This is a genomic window from Arcticibacter tournemirensis (assembly GCF_006716645.1).
Lineage (GTDB): Bacteria > Bacteroidota > Bacteroidia > Sphingobacteriales > Sphingobacteriaceae > Arcticibacter > Arcticibacter tournemirensis.
On the sequence record NZ_VFPL01000001.1, the window covers coordinates 1,552,597 to 1,571,607 of the forward strand.

The window sequence follows — 19,011 nt, forward strand, 5'->3', positions numbered from 1 at the left end:
TGCCGACAGCTACCTATACAATTTTCCGATCAATGGCCATACGGCGATGAATCTGGCAGGCTGATTTCGACGTTTGAGTGATCTTGGGATCCTGGGTTATCACTGTTTCCAGAAACTGCCGGTTGGCATCGCCCCATTGGTTCATGGCATCAATAATTGGTATCAACGACCAACCGATTTCTGTTAGTGAATATTCTACTTTAGGCGGCAGTTGGGGGTAAATCTTTTTCTCTACCATACCATGCTCTTCCAATTCTTTAAGCTGTACGTTCAGTACCCGGCGAGTGGCGCCAGGCAAAAGTCGCAAAATCTCGCTGGGCCGTTTTACATCCATCGAGATGGCATTGAGAAGGGCCGCTTTCCATTTGCCATTCAACACCTCCCTGGTCAGGTGCAGGCCGCAGTCAATGGTAAGGGGTGTTTTTCTTTCGTACATAAGTTGATCCTCCCAATTCAAAAATAAGCATTGTGCCTCAATTTGGCATAAGGGATAAATTTATCCCTATACCATTAGTTTCGCCCATATTGTGCTGCTGCTATATCCGTATTAGGTTTGTGTAAAAAAAAGTCATGGAAAAAGTAAGACAGCCACTGTTAGAGGAATACCAATTAGGCGATTTACGATTGAAGAACCGGGTCGTAATGTCGTCACTTACCCGCGGACGCGCCATGAATGCAGGTCTGGTACCTACCGCTTTGATGGCCGAATACTATGCGCAACGCGCTTCAGCAGGCTTAATTCTCAGCGAAGGTACATGGGTTAACCCGAGGTCTATTGGCTTTATTAATGTACCGGGCATCTATACCCGGGAGCAGGTTGAGGGATGGAAATTGGTGACTAAAGCTGTACATGACAAAGGTGGTTTAATCTTCTCCCAGCTTGGTCATATAGGCTCCGCATCCCATCCTGATTTCTTTGACGGCGAATTGCCTGCGGGCCCATCGGCCATTAATCCCAAAACGAAATCATTTACACCTGAGGGATTCAAAGATTCCCTGACACCGCGGGAATTTACCGTTACTGAAATCAAACAAACGGTACAGGATTACAAACATGCTGCTCAAAATGCTAAGGAAGCCGGATTTGACGGCGTTGAAGTACACGCACAGACAGGAATGCTGATTCCTCAATTTTTGAGTCTGGCAACGAATCAGCGTACAGACGAATACGGTGGCAACATAGAAAACCGTGCGCGCATTGTGTTCGAGATTCTGGATGCCATCATAGAAGTTTGGGGTAGCACGCGTGTGTCCATCAAGTTTACGCCGGTAGCGATCAGTAATGTGGGTATCATGACGCCCGATGTGGAAACGATTCCACTTTTTCAGTATATTCTTAAAAAGCTGAGTGGTTACAATCTCGCCTATCTGCACATTGTGGGACCGGCAGAAGACTTAACTGGAACGCCGGTAGAGGTATTGCAGGACAACTATTTCAGTCATTTCCGCAGAAATTATAGCGGTAGGCTGATGGCAAACATGGGCTTCACGCAGGAAAGCGGTAACGCAATCTTGAACGAAGGTATTGCAGATCTGGTATCTTTTGGAGCGCCTTTCATAGCCAACCCTGATTTGGTTGAGCGCTTTGAACATCACCTGCCACTTTCTGAAAGCAACCGGGATACCTACTACACCGGTGGCGAAAATGGATATACCGATTATCCGCGGGCCGTAGATGGTTCTGCTCTTGCGTAATCTAACGGAGCCCGATTCTGAACGATAGTTGAGCAGCTTGTGTAAAGCGCAAGCTTAACTTTTAGTGACTGATGTTCTGGTTTAATCTTAAATATTTTATTACCTTTGCGGCAAATTCCTTACAAATCTCTAATACGCAGGAATTATGACTTCGCTTATTCACATATAGCCCTTTCGACTTAGCTGCTGAGCTAATCCACATTATTTATTGGTTTAAATAAGCAAGCTGCTAATGCAAGGCATTGCCGAAAGGTATATCCATTCCCGGACGAATATCTTCATTTAATAATCCATTTTTCACAAAGTAAAACACCAGGATGGCTATACGCTGTCCGCAATGAAGATCCTATATGGACAATTCAATAAAACTAAAAGATTTAACAAGAATAGGTTATACAGATAACAAGGCAAGGAGTCTTGTCTCAACTATATTTAACAGGCACTTTAAACACATTTCCAGCGAAGAGAAGCTGAAAATACTGGTGCAAATAAAAGAAAGCCCTGAGTTATTCCTTCAGGATGAAGGCGTTGGCAAGATAGCGCGGCTGTTTGTGGGAGGGGAGAATAAGATAAAGCCCCGCAGCTTTACTTTGTCAGCTAATGCAGCGCCATTAAGAATATACGGGGCGAACCATGTGGACGTGCAGGCTATTAAGCAGATGGAGCTGGCCCTTACTTTGCCGGTTAGCATACAAGGTGCGTTAATGCCCGATGCCCATAGTGGATATGGCTTGCCGATAGGAGCAGTGCTGGCTACCGATAATGCATTGATTCCTTACGGCATTGGGATGGATATTGGTTGCAGGATGAGGCTGTCAATTCTTGACGCAGGTGATAGCTACCTGCAGCGGTTCGATTTTCAACTGAAACAGTCCCTGCGTAGCTCCACTCATTTTGGCATGGACGGCGGGTTGGAATTCAGGCAGGAACACGAAGTACTGGACAACCCCTTATTTAAGTCGCTGCCCTTGCTTCGCAGGCTGCACGGGAAGGCGGTGAAGCAATTAGGAACATCGGGGAGCGGAAATCACTTTGTGGAATTCGGTGAAATAACGCTTCACGAGGGGAATAGTTTAGCACTCCCCGCTAACAAGTACGTGGCTCTACTTTCTCATTCTGGCAGTCGCGGATTGGGTGCTGCTATTGCAAAAGAGTACACCGCCATTGCAAAGAATAACTGCAAGCTTCCGCGGCAGGCACAGCAACTGGCCTGGCTGAATATGGATTCTTCCGACGGAGCAGAATATTGGTCGGCTATGAATCTTGCAGGGGAGTACGCAAAGGCATGCCATGACCAGATTCATTACAACGTGCTGAGACCCTTAGGTCTGGAAGTGCTGGCAACGGTTGAAAATCACCACAACTTCGCCTGGAAAGATACATTGAGTGACGGAAGGGAAGTGATTATACACCGCAAAGGCGCAACTCCAGCCCACAGGGATGAGCTCGGAATTATTCCTGGTAGTATGACAGCGCCGGCTTATTTGGTGAAGGGTCTTGGTACTGAAAGCTCGCTTTATTCTGCCGCTCATGGAGCAGGCAGGGCGATGAGCCGACAAAAGGCAAAGGACAGCATGACAGTTTCGGGCATGAAACAGCTTTTGTCGAATGCCGGAGTAACGCTTATAGGCGGAAATGTCGACGAAAATCCGCAGGCATATAAGGATATCGGAAAAGTGATGAGGTCGCAAAGTACTCTGGTAGTTCCGGAGGGTGTTTTTTATCCCAAATTTGTGAGGATGAGTAAAGATTGAATAATAACGATTTTAAAAAGAAAGAAATGGACATTTATTGTACGATTGAGGAGCGATACGTACAAGCAGTAGAAGAGTTAAGATACGGAGAAACTGCGAAGGCTCTTCAGCTATTTAACGGACTTATAGCAACTGATGCGACTTATGCCAGGGCGTATTTTCAGTTGGGGATTATTAATTACTATTATATCAAGGATTATCAGGCTGCAGGTTATTATTTCAGCCAATGTATCGAAGCGGAACCAGGTTTTCCGGATGTATACGAGGATTTTATGAAGCTTCTTGTCTTCCTCAATATGGAAAAGAAGGCAAAGGTTATTGCTTCTAAAGCGATATTGGTCGCAGGAGTACAGCAAAGACTGATTTATCAGCAACTGGGGCTTCTTGAAGAAAAATGTCAAAATTGGAATGCTGCGCTCGAGTGTTATAAAAAGGCTTATGTGTGTTCTTTAGAAAAAGAGGACGCAGAGGATTCAAAAGCAGACATAGAGCGTGTGAGAGATAAAATTTCAAGGGAAGCTAAATTTGTATATAATTATTAAATTCAATGGCGCAGGTTAACCTGTGCCATTGAATATTTTCGAGCCGGGACCCGGTATACTCCCTGGGCCACCAATCATTCAATTCTTTTAAAAACCTTTCTACAACCTTTTCTACTGGTGCTGTAATATTCAGTTGTTTAGAGGTCCTTTTCATTGTTGGAACGCTTTTGTACAACATAACAATTAAACGGAAAAAAAGACTGCGTCGCTGCCTAGTTTGACGTTACTGATCCGTTAGGATTTAAGGATGAACTTTTTTTAATAGATCCGTTTTGAATATGGAATACGTATTGTTCAGAATCTGGCATTTCAATAATTCTTGTCAGATCTATATCAATATTAAACTCTTTATCCGAACCACAAGTATTCGGCGATCGGTTATAGATAACGAGGTTCACTTGTGCCGGATAGGATAAGAGTATATGCATCGGTCTTATCTTCCTTTGAAGACGGTTTTATAATTAAAATATAAATATTCCCTTTATCTTTGTAACTAAGATATTTTTTAAATAAGATAATTAGATGGAAAGCGAACTCCTCAAAGAAGTCAGAAGATTAAGTCAGCATTATGCCTTCAACTCGATTCAAATGCATGAGGCTGTTGCCCGTCGGGCTGGACTGTCAGGCACAGATCATAAATACTTAGGATTCATCATGGAGAAGGGGCAAATGACAGCGGGTGAGTTATCCAGGCTGACAGGCCTTACCACGGGGGCGGTTACTGGCTTAATCGACAGGTTTGAAAAGAAAAACCTGGTGAGGAGGAAACTGATTGCGAACGACAGGAGAAAAGTGATTATTGAGCCGATCACCGAAAATATAATGTCTCTCTTAGTGCCGCTATATACAACGTTTCGTGAAAAGTCGGCAAAGCTTATGGCGTCTTTTTCGGAAGATCAAATCAAAACTATTGAAACCTATTTTTCAGGAGCTATTGAAATAATGAAAGATGTAACAGCAGCTCTTAATGAATCAACTAATAGTCAAAGCAATGGGAAATAAAGCCTATACCCTTGGGTTCAAAGAAATAAACCAAACGAATTTACCATTAGTTGGCGGCAAAGGTGCTAACCTGGGAGAGTTGATGCGAATCGACGGCGTTGAAGTACCTGATGGTTTTTGTGTAACGACGAATGCTTACAAGCAGGCTGTTTCTTACAATCCTGTATTTGAGAGGCTGTTCCGTCAGATGTCAGCTTTGAAATCAGACGATCGGAAAGCTATAAATGAAATGGGGGAAGCGATCAGGAACGCCATTGAAGAGATTCCTGTTCCAAAATCAATCATGGACGGGGTCAGGAAGCATCTTGAAAACAACGACAGGCTTCAACCATATGCCATCCGGTCAAGCGCAACAGCGGAGGACCTGCCTGAATTTTCCTTTGCAGGCCAGCACGACACCTATTTGAATGTAATAGGTGAAGAATCCGTATTGAATCATATCCGAAAGTGCTGGGCCTCCTTATTTACTGATCGGGCTATTGTTTATCGCTTAAAAAACAAATTCGACTATTCAAAAGTGTATCTCGCTGTTGTAGTACAAAAAATGATCTTTCCAGACACGGCGGGAATAATGTTTACCGCAAATCCTCTCAATGGGAACAGGAAGATGTTAAGTATTGACGCTGGTTTTGGACTGGGTGAGTCGCTCGTGTCGGGGCTTGTAACTCCCGATAACTATACCGTTCGTGATGGGAAGATTACAGAAAAGAGAATCTCAGCCAAAACACTGGGAATCTATCCTTCAATGGGTGGAGGAACTGCGGAACAGCAAATTGCTCCCGAACAAATAAATGTTCACGCGCTGGAGGATGATCAGATATTACAACTGGAACGTATTGGCAGAGAGATCGAATTGCATTTCGGTAGTCCGCAAGACATTGAATGGTGTATTGCTAATGATTTGGTTTACATCCTCCAAGCCAGACCGATTACCAGTTTATATCCGGTTCCTCAGGCAGAAGACCAGAACAACCATGTCTATATATCAGTGGGACATCAACAGATGATGACAGACCCTATGAAACCATTGGGATTGTCCTTATGGCAGCATAGAGCAGCCCGACCAATGTTCGAGGCTGCCGGGAGATTATTTGTTGATGTCGCAGATAGCCTGGCTACGCCTGCAGGCAGAGAGAATTTATTGACTGCAATGGAGCAGCATGATCCGCTTATTAAAGAAGCGCTTATTGAAATTATAAAAAGGGAAGATTTTATAAAGGCGATACCCGACGAGGGAAAAGTGCCGGTTCCCGTCAAAGCTGAAAAGAATCTGTTGCCCGAAGATATTTTTATCGCAGGTAGTTGATGGTCCCGAAATCGTAGCGGCTTTGATCAGAGATGCAGAAGAATCGCTTGAAGCGCTAAAAAAAGATATTATAGCTGAATCTGGAACGGGGCTCTTTGATTTCATTCTTGAAGATATCAGGCAATCGAAACAACTGATATTTCACACACAGCACATGGGGGTACTCCTTGCAGCAATGAATGCATCATCGTGGCTCAATGACAAAATGCTCGAATGGCTCGGTGAGAAAGGTGTAGCAGACGTGCTGACACAATCCGTATCAAATAATATTACTTCCAAGATGGGTTTAGAATTACTGGACCTTGCGGATATGATTCGACCACATGAAGAAATAATAACGTACCTGCAGCAGGTAAAAACAAATGGCTTTTTAAATGACCTTCAGAGGTTCCCCGGTGGCGAGGATGTTCGATCAGCAATCGTAGCCTTCCTCGAAAAGTATGGGATGCGTTGTGCCAGTGAAATTGATATCACAAAAACACGCTGGAACGAAAATCCATCGATACTTCTTCCAATAATCCTGACCAATATTAAAAACTTTGAATACGGAGCAGCCAAACAAAAGTTTGAGAAGGGATTGCAGGATGCCTTGAAGAAAGAAGAAACATTATTGGAACGATTGAAATTACTGGCCGATGGAGAAAAAAAGGCGAAAGACACGAAGGGAATGATCGACCTTTTCCGGAATTTCGCAGGGTATCGCGAATATCCAAAATATATCATAGTCAGCCGTTTTTTCGTATATAAACAAGCTTTAATGAAAGAAGCTTTGGCGCTAACGAAAGCTGGCGTGATTTCAGATATCGACGATATATTTTATCTCACATTTGAGGAGTTTCGTGAAGTCGTTCGCACGCATATCATAGACAAAAAACTTATCCACCAGAGAAAGGAGGCTTTTGAGCACTATCAGAGGCTTACTCCACCACGCGTTATAACGTCTGAAGGGGAAACTGTTTCCGGTAAGTATAAACATGAAGATTTGCCTTCGGGGGCGATTCCGGGTCTCGGTGTTTCCTCTGGGATCGTTGAGGGACGGGCACGCGTTGTATTAAACATGGAAAATGCAGATTTAGAAGACGGTGATATACTGGTTACCTCATTTACCGACCCTAGCTGGACCCCCTTATTTGTTACGATCAAAGGCTTAGTTACCGAAGTCGGTGGCTTGATGACCCATGGGGCGGTAATTGCGCGCGAGTATGGACTACCTGCAGTTGTGGGAGTAGAAAATGCTACCAAGGTCATTAAGGATGGGCAGAAAATCCGTATAAATGGTATGGATGGATTCGTTGAGATCGATATATAAATGACAATTAAAACCTATGATCGACTTATAGCAATACTGGAATCTGGTAAGAATAACTGCAAACAATATCCTAACTGTAGAAAGCTGTTGGTGCGGTTCATTGAGATGAACACCGGCAAATCTTCTGGTCAGGGTTTTTCCCTTCCAATAAATCTGTTCTTGCCTAATAAAAATCCGATAGCCTTTTCAACGTTGTTTACTACGCTTGCTTCAGATTTCAAAAATGAAATGTAGCGAATGATCTCTTTTCGCGTTGAGGGAGAAAGGCTTTCGAATACCTCATTTGCCTCTTTGTTCCTGTTTAAGGCTTCTATGAGTTTAGGATGAGGGGATATAGTTCTGTCTTTGGGGTCATATTGAATAGTTATTTCGATGGTTTCTCCAATTCTTTTAGGCGAATTTGGAAGGATTGTCGTGTTAATGTATAGTCTCCATTCTCCGCTATATCTTACCAACGTTTGAATGTACTCCTTACCATTTACTGTTCCCGATACAGGAATTTGTCCTTTGCTTTTTTTCGCCTCGGAGAAAATATTTGCTAATATTTCCTCCGGTACATATACAAAAGGATTGATGCCTATGATGTCCAGCTTCGCTTTAAATGCTTGCATATCTTCTTACAGATTCAATTGCTGCTTATGATTTACGGCTAAAAACAAGCTTATTTTCCGTTAACACTTCCCCCGTCAGGTAATATTTATCCTTTCCTGCATCAAGAACTATAAACTTGTTTTCCTTGAAAAACTTTTCCTGGTATATTTCCCATTCACCAACAGAAATATCTGTAAGCTGATATACTTTATAGTAAACCTCTCTGCTGAATATATTCCTGCTATACAGGTAACAATAATTGTCCCGGAATTCTACCTTGTTGACAATATGATTCAAAAGTTTGGCGGTACGGATCGAAGGATATGCTATCAGGGCAGAGAACGAAAAGCCAATTACCACAGAAGCAGTTAAAATTGCCCAAAAGGTCATATTACTTGCAACTCCCCCCGCAATTATCATAAATAATAACAAAGCGATCCGAATCGGACATCCATAAAACAGTTGGTCCTTCACTTCTCTTTCCTGAGCATATAAGCCATAAGAAATGTTTTCGGCTCTGCTTTTTACTATCTTAGATTGCCCCCTTTCTTTGATATCAAGTTTATCCAGAATCAGTTCAGACTCGTCCCAATACTCATCAATAAAATAAAGTTTGCAGCCCGAGGCGTAAAATATTATATGCTCTTTCCCTTTGAGTGCGGCTGTGCCGACTTTGGGAAGCGGGATAATTTTAAGATCCTGAAGTTTAAAACATATCTCCCCCGCATCTCCTCCTGCAATAGCCGGCAACTTAAAAAAGCCCTTGTCTCCCCCGATTGTTATACCAGTGATAGTGCCTTTTAGGATTAACTTAGCCGCTTTTAAAGGTGTGAGTACAAATACGGTAAGAAAAACTATTCCCATTGACACACTAAATCCGATTTGTCCGAAATTAACGATGCCATTCTCATTCCATGAATCCCAGCAAGCCAGGAAAACAACAATTAATATTATTGGAAAACGAACGGTTGCAAACGACCTTATTTTCTTTTTAAGACTTGAAATTCCAGCTATACCGCTTTCATTGATTGTATAGTTCATATAATTGATTGATGCAACTTTTATCGAAGACATGAAATTATTTTTGCTGTCCTTCTATCACTCCTTTCGGACTTTATCATGTGATAAACTTTGTCCGTCTTCTGCTACAGTTGTGATGTTGTCCAAAGCGCGTAATCGGCTCCTCATTTAGGTTTCTGGGTTATTCTCCCAAAAGTAACAAATAAGGGTGAATTGTAGTAAATTTATAACTTCATTGCTCTGGAGCCGCTTCCACTATGGAGAGAGTTGTCGACGGTACACCGAAAGGATGAACTTCCCTTAGTGATTAAATTACTTTTCTTTATTTACTTTTTACTCACACTGTATAACGTGTTATTATCATTAAATTAGCCGGTAGTAAACCTAAATTCTTTAAAGTCTTTCAAATGAAGTTCCTAAGATTATTATCCCTTTCTATTGTTCTTTACATCAATAGCTATTCACAGTCAGCTCAAACCGCGCAGAGTGTAATATCGGATGCAAAAAAAGCGGTTGAAACCTACAATAAGGATATGCCCAAGGCCAATAATGTAGTTAAGGTGGTATATTTTCATGGCAAAGGACACAAGCTATCAGCTGGCTGGGAGGAGCGTTTAACGCGAATATTGACAGCTGTAAGTGATTATTACAGGGATGAGTTCGGTCGGTATGGTATAAAATCCGACGGAGTGAATTTCGATAAATCTGGCAACAAGTATGTCATCACTGTAGTTGAAGGGGACTTCGATTCGAAGAGCTATAATGTAAATTCGTCCGCTCAGTTGCAAACGGAAATATCAAATAAAACACGCGGAAAAATCGACTTTTCTGATGATCATATACTGGTAATTACCGGACTGTATTATATGAAAGATAAGGAAACCTACGTTTTTAACTCGCCTTATATGGGTACAGGGTCATCAGTGCGCGGAGTAAGCTTTGCCGCGGATTGTCCATTGCTGGATCCAAAGCTGCTTACCGATAAGGTTAATGCTATTAAGTTCTCTGAGCCGAACAAAGCAGATAGAGAATGCAGTGTCGCTGAATTTAACAGTTGGTACATCGGCGGTATAGCGCATGAAATGGGACATATGTTTGGCTTGTTTCACGACTTTGGTAATCCATTCGAATTGACGGCGTCATCAATATCTTTAATGGGAGAGTATGGTAGCCGCCATTTTAAGGGTGATGCCTGGGGCGACACCCAAACTTCTTATATTTCGGGAGCGGGAATATTGCAGCTACTTAGCCATCCCGTGTTTACCGGGTATTCTAAATACAAAAAGAGTGATGTAGAACTCTCACTCAACGATATTCATTGTAGCATTGCCGGTGACAGCATTTTCTTAAAAGCGGATCTTGCCAGCAATTTACCGCCCTATGCACTCTCTGTCTTAATTAGTCCTTTGAATAGGACAGAATATTTCAATGAAAGTGCCGTTTACTCCATTCCGGGTACCGGCCCGATTAGTGTACCCCTAAAGAAGTGGAACGAGGGAAACTACCGGATGTATTTAATCTTCATGCTTCCTAATGGAGTAGTGTACCCGTTTTTCAAACTTTTTGCTGTTGGGCAAAATAGTGCAGAGATCAAAGAACTTCCAGGCAGAAAGATAGTAGATGTGAAAGAGCTATATAGTCGCGTATCGGCAATGGAAAAGACGCCCGAAATCAAGAAAAAGCTCAGAATACTGGAAAGTATTATTAATCCCAGCCCATTCGCCGATCCGATCACCTATGGTGGCGACAGTCTTTACCTTTCGGATGCAAAGTGGGAAGTAGCCAATGTCGGATGGGAAAAACCCGCTCGTAATTATTTTACTATAGAATCCGAGAATGTTTTTTTTCTTGTAAACCGGGGTGAGATTTTTGAAAAAGGATTGTTTGCACATTCACCGTCAATTTATTCGTTCCGACTGGATAAGAAATGGACGCGTTTTTCAGCTATTATAGGCTTGAGAGATTATGCCCATCAGCAAGGATCGGCAAGGTTTACTTTAATCGGCGACGGTAAAGTACTTTACCAGTCGCCGATAATGAGAGTAGGCCAGCAGAGTCGGGTGGAGATCAGCATCAAGAATATCAGTAAACTCGAGCTGAAGGCCGAGGGTACTGAAGGACATAATTACAACTCCTGGGCTATCTGGGCAAGTCCATTGATTAGTCGATAAAAAAGTTTTGTTCTTGCTGCTCATTGCGCGAGAACATTGCTTGCCGACATAGGTACCGGAATGATTTATTTTAGCCAGCGGTATTATTATTCCCCTGAGCTTTAACCGAAACATCCTGCCATTTTTCCCAGGTCTCCATACGTTTCTGATATTGATCCTTCGCCCATTGAAGAGGCTGTTCACCCAAGAATATTCGTAAAGGCGGTTCCTCTGCATCGACAATTTGAAGTATTGCTTCGCTGGTAGCTGCGGGATCGCCCGGTTTGAAAGTTCCCCTTAGTTTGGCCCGTTCTTCCCTTAACACATCATAAGCAGGCTTCGGCGTGGCATGCACGGCAGAGCTGCCGCTCCAGTCAGTGCCATAACCTCCCGGTTCGATTAGCGTAACGAAAATGCCCATGCCTGCCACTTCTTTGCTTAATGATTCAGAAAAGGCCTCAAGAGCCCATTTCGAGGCATGATATAGACCCAGGCTGATGTTGGCTATAATTCCGCCGATGCTTGATACCTGCAGGATCCGCCCGTTTTTTTGCTCACGCATAAAAGGCAGTGCCGCCTGCGTAACCCATAAAGCCCCAAAGAAATTGGTTTCCATCTGATCTCTTGCCTCTTTTTCACTAATCTCTTCAACCATCCCAAAGAGGCCGTATCCGGCATTGTTAATTACAATATCTAATTTGCCAAAGTGTGTTCTTGCTTCTTCAACGGCTGCGAAGCAGGCGTCCCGATCCGTTACATCCAGTTGCAGAGGCAGCAGCAGGTCTCCGAATTCGCTTTTCAGATCAGCTAAGGCATCCACGTTGCGGGCCGTGGCTGCAACATTATCGCCACGTTGCAGAGCTGCTGTTGTCCATTCTTTCCCAAATCCGCGTGATGCTCCTGTAATGAACCATGTTTTCTTTTCCATAACTAATAGAAGATAAGAGTATAAAACTTATCGTTAGTAAATTGACAACAATGAATAACTAAAAACAGGAATTTTAGTTTTAGGTATGCTCAGAAAGAAAGATATTGTTTGGCATGGTTGCCGAGCTTTTGGCGGCTTCGACACATGTTTTGTTTCGGCGATGTTTATCGGAATTGGTTTGGGTCGCTACCTCGGTATCAGGCTGGGGGATGGGAACATGCTGTCAGGTTCCATACGGTAAAATAATCGGTGCCTGGCCTGGAAACAGCAGTGCTCGATTAAGCCTACAGCTGGTTCATCTTTATACTAATAGATTGTCCATTGAGAGTATAGGATTCATCGCTTGCAAAAAACAATGTCAGGTATGCAAGATCTTCAGCGTGTCCGGGAATTTCTTTATTGTTGATGTCTTGTGCTGTATTCTGGCTATCGATAATAATATGATTTGCCCTGATTCGATATCTCCTAAGAATGCGTGAAGATATCCGGTAAAGGCGTTCTGACTGAATACGATGACTCATTTCCATCGCGGTATCTTTTCCGGGGAAATTGATGGATATATTTACAATGGCGCCATCCAGTTCGTTCCGCTTTTCCCGTACAAAGCATTTGGAGGCTTCAAAATATTCTGTGAGAATGGAATTTCTCCAGTTTGAAGAAGGGAATAGAGATGCGTTAAGGAGGATTTTGTTTTTCGGCAGATATGGATTGTTAATCAGAGTATCAACACTTCCAAATTCTTCTTTCGCGAACCTGAATATCTCTTTCCAATTAACTTTGCCCGGGCGTGAAGTGTAATATAAAAAATGTCCTCCTTTGGCGTTGACTTCCTGCGACATCTTTGCCAGGATAGTTCTGTCATGCCCGCATGCCACTATATTAGCACCTTCCCGTGCCATCAGCATAGTTTGAGCAATCCCTATTTCCGTGGAGGCTTGAGTGATTACAACGGTTTTCTCATACATCCGGTTCATATATCTGCTATTTATGGAGCTAATTCACCTATGGACTTTTCGTAAACGGCTTTGTTTACTTTATATTCGATACGGGCATCAATAAGCTTACTGTAAGCTTGCTGCCAGATGGCCTGAGCCTCCAGAACATCTTTCCCAACTATTGTACCTGCTGTCAATCGATCTTGTGCCAGCTTCAAATTTTCTGTAGCTTGCTTTAGCGATAGTTCTGAGTATTTAATCTGGTTTGCAGATTGTTTTAGCTGCAGGTAAGCTCCCTGCACCTCAATATTAATAAGCTCCTTTGTTTCATCAAGCCGCGCCTGCTGAGCCGCAATTTTGTAGGATTGTTCCCTGACTTTTCCGGCCTTCTTCCCCCAATCAAAAACGGGGATGCTGATACTTGCCAAACTATAATAGGAGGCCATGAAGTTGGAGCCATCTTTTATGTTGACAGACTTTCCTGCGGTTGTTAGTCCGCTAGCTGCCAGGGCAATTGTTGGGAGGCGGTCGCCCTGAAGTATTTTCTGCTGAAGCTGTTCCGCTTCCAAGGCATTGGTAAGAGCTTTTATCTCGGGCCTGTTTTGCGTAGCATTTTCAGCCATCTTTTCGGGAAGCAGAAAATTACCGGATACTGAATCCGTGACGTCATAATCAGTATATCCAGGATTCCCTATTATTTGTGCCAGATTTAATTTAGCCAGCACTAAGCCGTCGCGGGCCTTATCCAGATTCAGGTTGGCTTCGTTTAAGTTAACCTGCACCTGCAAAAGGTCATTTTTATAGCTAAGTCCTGCATTAAAGGAGTTTTCCAGGTCTTTTCGTAACGCTTCAAGCATCGTTTTGAACCTGGTAGCCAGAACAATCTTTTCTCTCACCTGTACTATACGCCAGTAACCCTCTTCTGTCTGAAGCAGCACATCAGCTTCTGTAATTTTTTTTTGTTCTTTTGTAGCTTCGACTGCCTTACCGGCTGCAGCTTTGCCATTCTGTATTTTTCCACCAGCATAAACAGGTAAACTTGCATTAAGTGTTCCGCTGGCTATAAGCTCGGGGACAGCACCGTTTAACGCTCCTCCGATTGGTTTCCCTAGTTGAATGCCCATCACTGAAGCATCAAATGAAGGATAAGCGTTGGCATCTGCTGACTTTTTTGCTGCCCTTGCGGCCTCTAGCTGGAAATGTGCCGCTCTCACTTTCTTATTGTTCTCCATTGCCATTGCCCTGCACTGTTCCAGAGTATATATTTTACCATCCTGGCCCATTGTATTAAAAGCGATAAGGAGGGCAGTAAAAGTCAGAATTACTTTAGAAATCATCTTTTGTTGTTTTAGTAATCGTTTTAAATAACCACTTGGCTTCTCTTCATAAATCAGCGATGTACAGGTTTGTACTTTATTTCCGTGTCAGAATCCGGAAGCTCTGTACGATCATGAGGCTTTCTCACGAACATAAAGTAAAGCACAGGAATAATAAACAGTGTCAATATCATCGATACAATAAGGCCCAAAACCAACACACTGCCTAGAGGAGCCCACATCGGAGATTTTCCAACGATCATTGGAATTACCCCAACAGCAGCGGCCGCGGAAGTCAGAAAAATAGGCCTCATTCTTCTTTTTGCAGCTGCTAAAGCAGCAGCTTTTATGGTATAGTTATGGTCACGAACCAGTTCATCAGCATAATCTACCAGTATGATACCATTCCTCACTACGATCCCGATAAGACTGATAATCCCCATGAAGGCTGTCATTCCAAAAGGGTTACCTGTAATAAACAAGCCGAGAAATGCGCCGAGTAAGCTTAGCGGGAATGTCGCCAGAATAATAAGTGTTTTTCCTAACGTTTTGAACTGAAAAAGAAGCGTGAGCAAAATGAGAATAAGGCTTGTGGCCATAGCTATTGACATTCCCGGCAGGTTGTCGCCGCTTGATTCTGCATCACCCCCATAAGCGATCCGTATTCCTTCAGGGAGTTTTATTTTCTCTATTTCCGGTGTAGCCTCCTTGATGATTGTCGAAGCGCGAATGCCCAATTGCGCCTCTGATTGTACCGTCAATGTTCTTAGTCCATTTCTATGTGCAATTACACCTGTATGCCATGATGGATTTAATTCAGCAACCTCTTTTAAAAGCACTGTTCCCCCAGTCACAGTATTGAGGCGGAGATTAGCGAGATCGTTGAAGCTGCTCCGGTTTTGTGGTGCAAACCTGAGAAAAATCTCTACAGGTTTATCGCCTTCCCAGATCCTCGAAACAGGAAACCCTTTCAAGCCAGCACCCAATGTTTGGGTAATAAGCTGTGCGGGAACCCCCAGTCTCATTGCTACATCTTCTTTCGGTTTTAGCGAGAGACTAAAGTAATCGTCCATGTAATCAGTTCTCACCCAATTTGTTCCTTTGGATTTATCGAGTATCGTTTTAATTTGGTCTGCCACCCTCTTTTGATCGTTGATGTTTTCTCCGATCACTCTGACTGCAATTGGTGCTCCTTCCTGCATGCTTAGCTGCCGCAGATTAATGAATCCGTCAGGAATTAGTCTCTGCATCTTTGGCAGATACTTCTGAACGATTTCATTTACTGCTTCAGGGCTTTCAGTAGTGATAAAGATCTGTGCATAGCTTGTCCTTGGCATTTCAGGACTATACGTCATATTGAATCTTGGAGAACTGGTTCCAATAAAACTCGCAATACTCAATACCCTTTTATCTTTTTTGAGCTCTGCTTCCACAAGTCTTACTGCTTTATCAGTTTCCTTTAAAGATGTTCCAACCGGCATCCAAACTTCTGCGTTAAACTGCTTTGTTTCGCTAAGAGGAAAGAACTCCTGCTCAACATGGCTGGCCAGGAAAAGCGCCAAAGCTATTGAAACTATGGCACCCAGTAAAGTTAATTTAGGCACTCTGAAAGCGACTTCTATTCCTTTGTTAAATGTCTCCTGGACATAATCGAGTAACGACTTGCGGGTAACGTTACGTTTGGAGACTTCATGCTTCAGCCCCTTTTTTATGAACAGATAACAGGTAAGCGGGGTGATCAAAAAGGCGACCAGCATAGACACGATAAGAGCTACGGCCACGGTAATCGGAAGCGTGACGATGAAATCCTTGGCAATGCCGTCCATGAAGAGGGCCAAAGGTGCAAACGCGAAAATGATCGCCAATGTAGCCGTAAAGATCGGTAATGATAGCTGTGTGGCAGCCTGCCAGGCACCTGTCCATGGAGTAATGCCTTCATCTAGTTTTTCAATATAGTTGTCTACCACGACGATTGCATTGTCTACCACCATTCCTAAAACAATAATCAGAGATGCCAGACTCACCTGATGTAACTCAATACCCATTATATTGATCAGTCCGAACGTGATAATGATTGAAATAGGAGCGGCCACGGAGGCAACAGCAGCTACTCTAAAGGGCAGCAGCAGCATCACCACCCCAATCACCGCGAGAATGGCGATTCCGAACTCTTTCATGAAGTGTGATATACTTTCGCTCACTACTTCTGGTTGATCTACAATAATTTCAGTCTTAATGTCATCGGGGAAAGTACTTTGAATGCCCTTTATCTTTTCCTCGACTGTTCGCCCAAACTGTACGATATTATTGCCTGGTTGCATTTCAATAGAAAGAATCATGGTCCTTGCCCGCCCTACGCGTATATAGGAAGAAGGCTCTTCATAACGTCTTTCGATGGATGCAACGTCTCTCAAACGTACAACTTCTCCCGTCGGTGTTGTATAGATAATTTGTTCAGAAATTTCCTGCTGCGATTTAAGCTGGCTATTCGTATGTACTGGAATCGTACTATTATCAACCGTCATTTCTCCTGAATAGTTGGTCACGTTCTGCGCCTGAAGTACTTTTACTATATCGGAGATATTGAATCCATAGCGAGTGATTTTGTCATTGTCAACTGAAACATAGATCTGTTGCTTTTGTCCGCCCGCCCTGTTTATTTTTGATACTGTAGGTATGATCTTAAGCCCATCTTCGAGTTGATCCAGATAATGTTCAATTTCAGCATAACTTCTGGTCTCCGATGAGACCGTAATGATCTGAGCTGTAACGTCGCCGAAGTTTCCGTTTACAATCGGTCCTATCACACCATCGGGAAGAGACTGCCGCAATACAGTATTGATACCGTGCTGCAGTGTATTCCAGAATTTCTTTCTGTCTTTTATTGATGTGTGAAGGTAGACCGTAACAAACACCTGCCCGTCTTTTGTCTGCGAGGTAGTCTTCTTTTTATCGACCTCTTCAAAGGAAAACAGGTACTGCTCCAGCTTTTTTGTTACCTGCTCTTCTGTTTGAAGCTCATCAGCTCCCGGATAAAACGCAGCCACCATAGCCAGTGGCATATCCAGCTTGGGATTTTCTGCACGGGGCATGTTCATCAGGGAATAAACCCCCAGGACCATTAATAGTGCCGATATTACAAGCGTAACCTGCTTGTGTTTCATAGCGGCCTCTATGAAGTTCATTCTATGTTTCATTTAATTACAAATTGAATATTAGGGAAGAAGTAAATCGTTGCAGGGCGGCTAAAAGGAAATAGCAGCTCCGTCTTTTAGCCGGGTTTGCCCTGCCACGATTATTTGATCACCTTCGGCAAGCCCGCTGGTAATAGCAACTTCGCTATAACCTAAAGCATCGCCTACTGTTACTCTTCTTTTGGTAGCCTTTCTGTTGTTTCCAGCTATGAACAGATACGTAATATTGTCGGCGTCTCTTACAATCGACGATGAGGGTACGGCGATCATCTTTACCTGTTTCCCTGTGCTGATTCTGGCATCCGCAAGCATACCTGGAAGAAGCCTTCCGTCGCGATTGCCTAGTTTTATCTTGACGGTATATGTCCTTGAAACATTGTCAGCCTCTGGATTGATGATGTTTACTTTTCCGTTAACAGTTGTATTCAGGGTTGCTATAAAAACAGAGGCTTTCATGCCGTCGCTGATAGCGCCAACTTCGCTCTCGGGAACCGACACCTTTACGTACACCTCGTCTGTTTTTACGATCCTGAAAGCCGGCAATCCTAGCGCAGCAGAGCTCCCTGTTTCCACCATCTTATTACTTATGATCCCCGTCATCGGAGAATACAACTTGCTATCTCTGATGTGTTTCTCATTAATGCTTTTGTTGGCCCTTGCCTGTGCAACTTTTGTTTTGATGTCGATATAATCTTTTTCGGGCAAGCTTCCCTTTTTATAAAGACCGGTAAGACGCTGGTACATATCTTCAGCCTGTTCAAGGCTTGCTTTAGCAATGAGCAATGCATTGCTGTACTCGGTAGCATCTATAGAAGCCAGTAGCTGCCCCTTCTTAACATGTTGTCCTTCCTGCACCACCACGTTGTTTACAACTCCCGCAACAGCAAAGCCAATCTGGGCAGTGTTGTCAGGCTCTATCGTTCCCGGGTATTTCAATTCCTGAAACTGCTCACCCTGCTCTATTTTTTTAACGGAAACTTTTATTTCAGAAGAATGCTGTTCGGTTTGACCGCTGCTGCCGCAGGAAGTAAGGGATGATATAATAACCAGTATAAATGGGGTAAGTATCGAATTGATTTTCATTTTTTTAACTAATCAAATTAAGGAAGTGTATATAATTTTTAATCCATCTCAAGCATTATCAACAGATTTTAATTCGGCTCAAAATTAGAGGTATTGAATGTCTCTGAAAGTGTCGGAACACGGCAAAACTTTCCTCTTTCACGTCTTTTAGATATTTGCACGACATTGAGATGGAAAACTATACAC

The 19,011-nt window shown here is 43.1% G+C and carries 15 protein-coding genes; 7 read left to right on the plus strand and 8 right to left on the minus strand.

The features are described from left to right. Nucleotides 1–13 precede the first annotated feature (13 nt). Nucleotides 14–457 carry a winged helix-turn-helix transcriptional regulator gene (locus BDE36_RS06750; protein ID WP_338080156.1) on the minus strand — a complete coding sequence of 148 codons (444 nt, stop codon included), beginning with the start codon at nucleotides 455–457 and terminating at the stop codon, nucleotides 14–16. A 113-nt stretch (nucleotides 458–570) separates the two neighbouring features. Here BDE36_RS06750 and BDE36_RS06755 point away from each other — a divergent pair, with 113 nt between their 5' ends. The 6 genes from BDE36_RS06755 to BDE36_RS23965 all read left to right on the plus strand — a co-directional run bounded on the left by BDE36_RS06755 (nucleotide 571) and on the right by BDE36_RS23965 (nucleotide 7,608). Continuing rightward, on the plus strand, nucleotides 571–1,695 hold the full coding sequence (locus BDE36_RS06755; RefSeq protein WP_141814252.1) for an alkene reductase: 1,125 nt from the start codon (nucleotides 571–573) through the stop codon (nucleotides 1,693–1,695). Nucleotides 1,696–2,045: 350 nt separating this feature from the next. Continuing rightward, nucleotides 2,046–3,449 (plus strand): RtcB family protein, encoded by a 1,404-nt coding sequence (locus BDE36_RS06760; protein ID WP_141814253.1) that lies wholly within the window; start codon nucleotides 2,046–2,048, stop codon nucleotides 3,447–3,449. Between the two features lie 26 nt (nucleotides 3,450–3,475). Then, the gene (locus BDE36_RS06765; RefSeq protein ID WP_141814254.1) at nucleotides 3,476–3,991 is read left to right on the plus strand and encodes a hypothetical protein; all 516 of its coding nucleotides are present in this window, start codon (nucleotides 3,476–3,478) and stop codon (nucleotides 3,989–3,991) included. A 522-nt stretch (nucleotides 3,992–4,513) separates the two neighbouring features. Further along, nucleotides 4,514–4,993 (plus strand): MarR family winged helix-turn-helix transcriptional regulator, encoded by a 480-nt coding sequence (locus BDE36_RS06770; protein WP_141814255.1) that lies wholly within the window; start codon nucleotides 4,514–4,516, stop codon nucleotides 4,991–4,993. Continuing rightward, on the plus strand, nucleotides 4,959–6,299 hold the full coding sequence (locus BDE36_RS23960; RefSeq protein WP_211360912.1) for a PEP/pyruvate-binding domain-containing protein: 1,341 nt from the start codon (nucleotides 4,959–4,961) through the stop codon (nucleotides 6,297–6,299). The genes BDE36_RS06770 and BDE36_RS23960 overlap by 35 nt, the downstream gene beginning before the upstream one ends. Before the next feature lie 22 nt (nucleotides 6,300–6,321). Continuing rightward, complete coding sequence (locus BDE36_RS23965; RefSeq protein ID WP_211360913.1) at nucleotides 6,322–7,608, plus strand: PEP-utilizing enzyme; 1,287 nt, start codon at nucleotides 6,322–6,324, stop codon at nucleotides 7,606–7,608. Between the two features lie 128 nt (nucleotides 7,609–7,736). On the opposite strand, the gene BDE36_RS06780 is transcribed toward BDE36_RS23965, so the two are convergent. After that, nucleotides 7,737–8,219: a YdeI/OmpD-associated family protein gene (locus BDE36_RS06780; protein ID WP_141814256.1), complete on the minus strand. Its 483-nt coding sequence runs from the start codon at nucleotides 8,217–8,219 to the stop codon at nucleotides 7,737–7,739. Nucleotides 8,220–8,244: 25 nt separating this feature from the next. Further along, nucleotides 8,245–9,273, minus strand: coding sequence for a hypothetical protein (locus tag BDE36_RS06785; RefSeq protein WP_141814257.1), 1,029 nt, complete (start codon nucleotides 9,271–9,273; stop codon nucleotides 8,245–8,247). Nucleotides 9,274–9,626: 353 nt separating this feature from the next. Here BDE36_RS06785 and BDE36_RS06790 point away from each other — a divergent pair, with 353 nt between their 5' ends. After that, nucleotides 9,627–11,390, plus strand: coding sequence for an NPCBM/NEW2 domain-containing protein (locus BDE36_RS06790; RefSeq protein ID WP_141814258.1), 1,764 nt, complete (start codon nucleotides 9,627–9,629; stop codon nucleotides 11,388–11,390). A gap of 70 nt (nucleotides 11,391–11,460) precedes the next feature. On the opposite strand, the gene BDE36_RS06795 is transcribed toward BDE36_RS06790, so the two are convergent. The 5 genes from BDE36_RS06795 to BDE36_RS06815 form a co-directional block, all read right to left on the minus strand. Further along, nucleotides 11,461–12,297: an SDR family oxidoreductase gene (locus BDE36_RS06795; protein ID WP_141814259.1), complete on the minus strand. Its 837-nt coding sequence runs from the start codon at nucleotides 12,295–12,297 to the stop codon at nucleotides 11,461–11,463. Nucleotides 12,298–12,581: 284 nt separating this feature from the next. Beyond that, on the minus strand, nucleotides 12,582–13,271 hold the full coding sequence (locus BDE36_RS06800) for an SDR family NAD(P)-dependent oxidoreductase (RefSeq protein ID WP_141814260.1): 690 nt from the start codon (nucleotides 13,269–13,271) through the stop codon (nucleotides 12,582–12,584). Nucleotides 13,272–13,282: 11 nt separating this feature from the next. After that, nucleotides 13,283–14,569 (minus strand): TolC family protein, encoded by a 1,287-nt coding sequence (locus BDE36_RS06805; RefSeq protein WP_141814261.1) that lies wholly within the window; start codon nucleotides 14,567–14,569, stop codon nucleotides 13,283–13,285. 53 nt (nucleotides 14,570–14,622) lie between these two features. Next, complete coding sequence (locus tag BDE36_RS06810) at nucleotides 14,623–17,733, minus strand: efflux RND transporter permease subunit (protein ID WP_202618156.1); 3,111 nt, start codon at nucleotides 17,731–17,733, stop codon at nucleotides 14,623–14,625. Between the two features lie 60 nt (nucleotides 17,734–17,793). Continuing rightward, complete coding sequence (locus tag BDE36_RS06815; RefSeq protein WP_141814262.1) at nucleotides 17,794–18,825, minus strand: efflux RND transporter periplasmic adaptor subunit; 1,032 nt, start codon at nucleotides 18,823–18,825, stop codon at nucleotides 17,794–17,796. Between the last annotated feature and the right edge of the window lie 186 nt (nucleotides 18,826–19,011).

Bases quoted from the DNA above. Each gene is read 5' to 3' on its own strand.
- BDE36_RS06810 (WP_202618156.1), bottom strand. From the start codon at position 17,733: ATGAACTTCATAGAGGCCGCTATGAAACACAAGCAGGTTACGCTTGTA.
- BDE36_RS06755 (WP_141814252.1), top strand. From the start codon at position 571: ATGGAAAAAGTAAGACAGCCACTGTTAGAGGAATACCAATTAGGCGAT.
- BDE36_RS06765 (WP_141814254.1), top strand. From the start codon at position 3,476: ATGGACATTTATTGTACGATTGAGGAGCGATACGTACAAGCAGTAGAA.
- BDE36_RS06760 (WP_141814253.1), top strand. From the start codon at position 2,046: ATGGACAATTCAATAAAACTAAAAGATTTAACAAGAATAGGTTATACA.
- BDE36_RS06800 (WP_141814260.1), bottom strand. From the start codon at position 13,271: ATGAACCGGATGTATGAGAAAACCGTTGTAATCACTCAAGCCTCCACG.
- BDE36_RS06790 (WP_141814258.1), top strand. From the start codon at position 9,627: ATGAAGTTCCTAAGATTATTATCCCTTTCTATTGTTCTTTACATCAAT.
- BDE36_RS06770 (WP_141814255.1), top strand. From the start codon at position 4,514: ATGGAAAGCGAACTCCTCAAAGAAGTCAGAAGATTAAGTCAGCATTAT.
- BDE36_RS06805 (WP_141814261.1), bottom strand. From the start codon at position 14,569: ATGATTTCTAAAGTAATTCTGACTTTTACTGCCCTCCTTATCGCTTTT.
- BDE36_RS06785 (WP_141814257.1), bottom strand. From the start codon at position 9,273: ATGTCTTCGATAAAAGTTGCATCAATCAATTATATGAACTATACAATC.
- BDE36_RS06795 (WP_141814259.1), bottom strand. From the start codon at position 12,297: ATGGAAAAGAAAACATGGTTCATTACAGGAGCATCACGCGGATTTGGG.
- BDE36_RS06815 (WP_141814262.1), bottom strand. From the start codon at position 18,825: ATGAAAATCAATTCGATACTTACCCCATTTATACTGGTTATTATATCA.
- BDE36_RS06780 (WP_141814256.1), bottom strand. From the start codon at position 8,219: ATGCAAGCATTTAAAGCGAAGCTGGACATCATAGGCATCAATCCTTTT.
- BDE36_RS23960 (WP_211360912.1), top strand. From the start codon at position 4,959: ATGAATCAACTAATAGTCAAAGCAATGGGAAATAAAGCCTATACCCTT.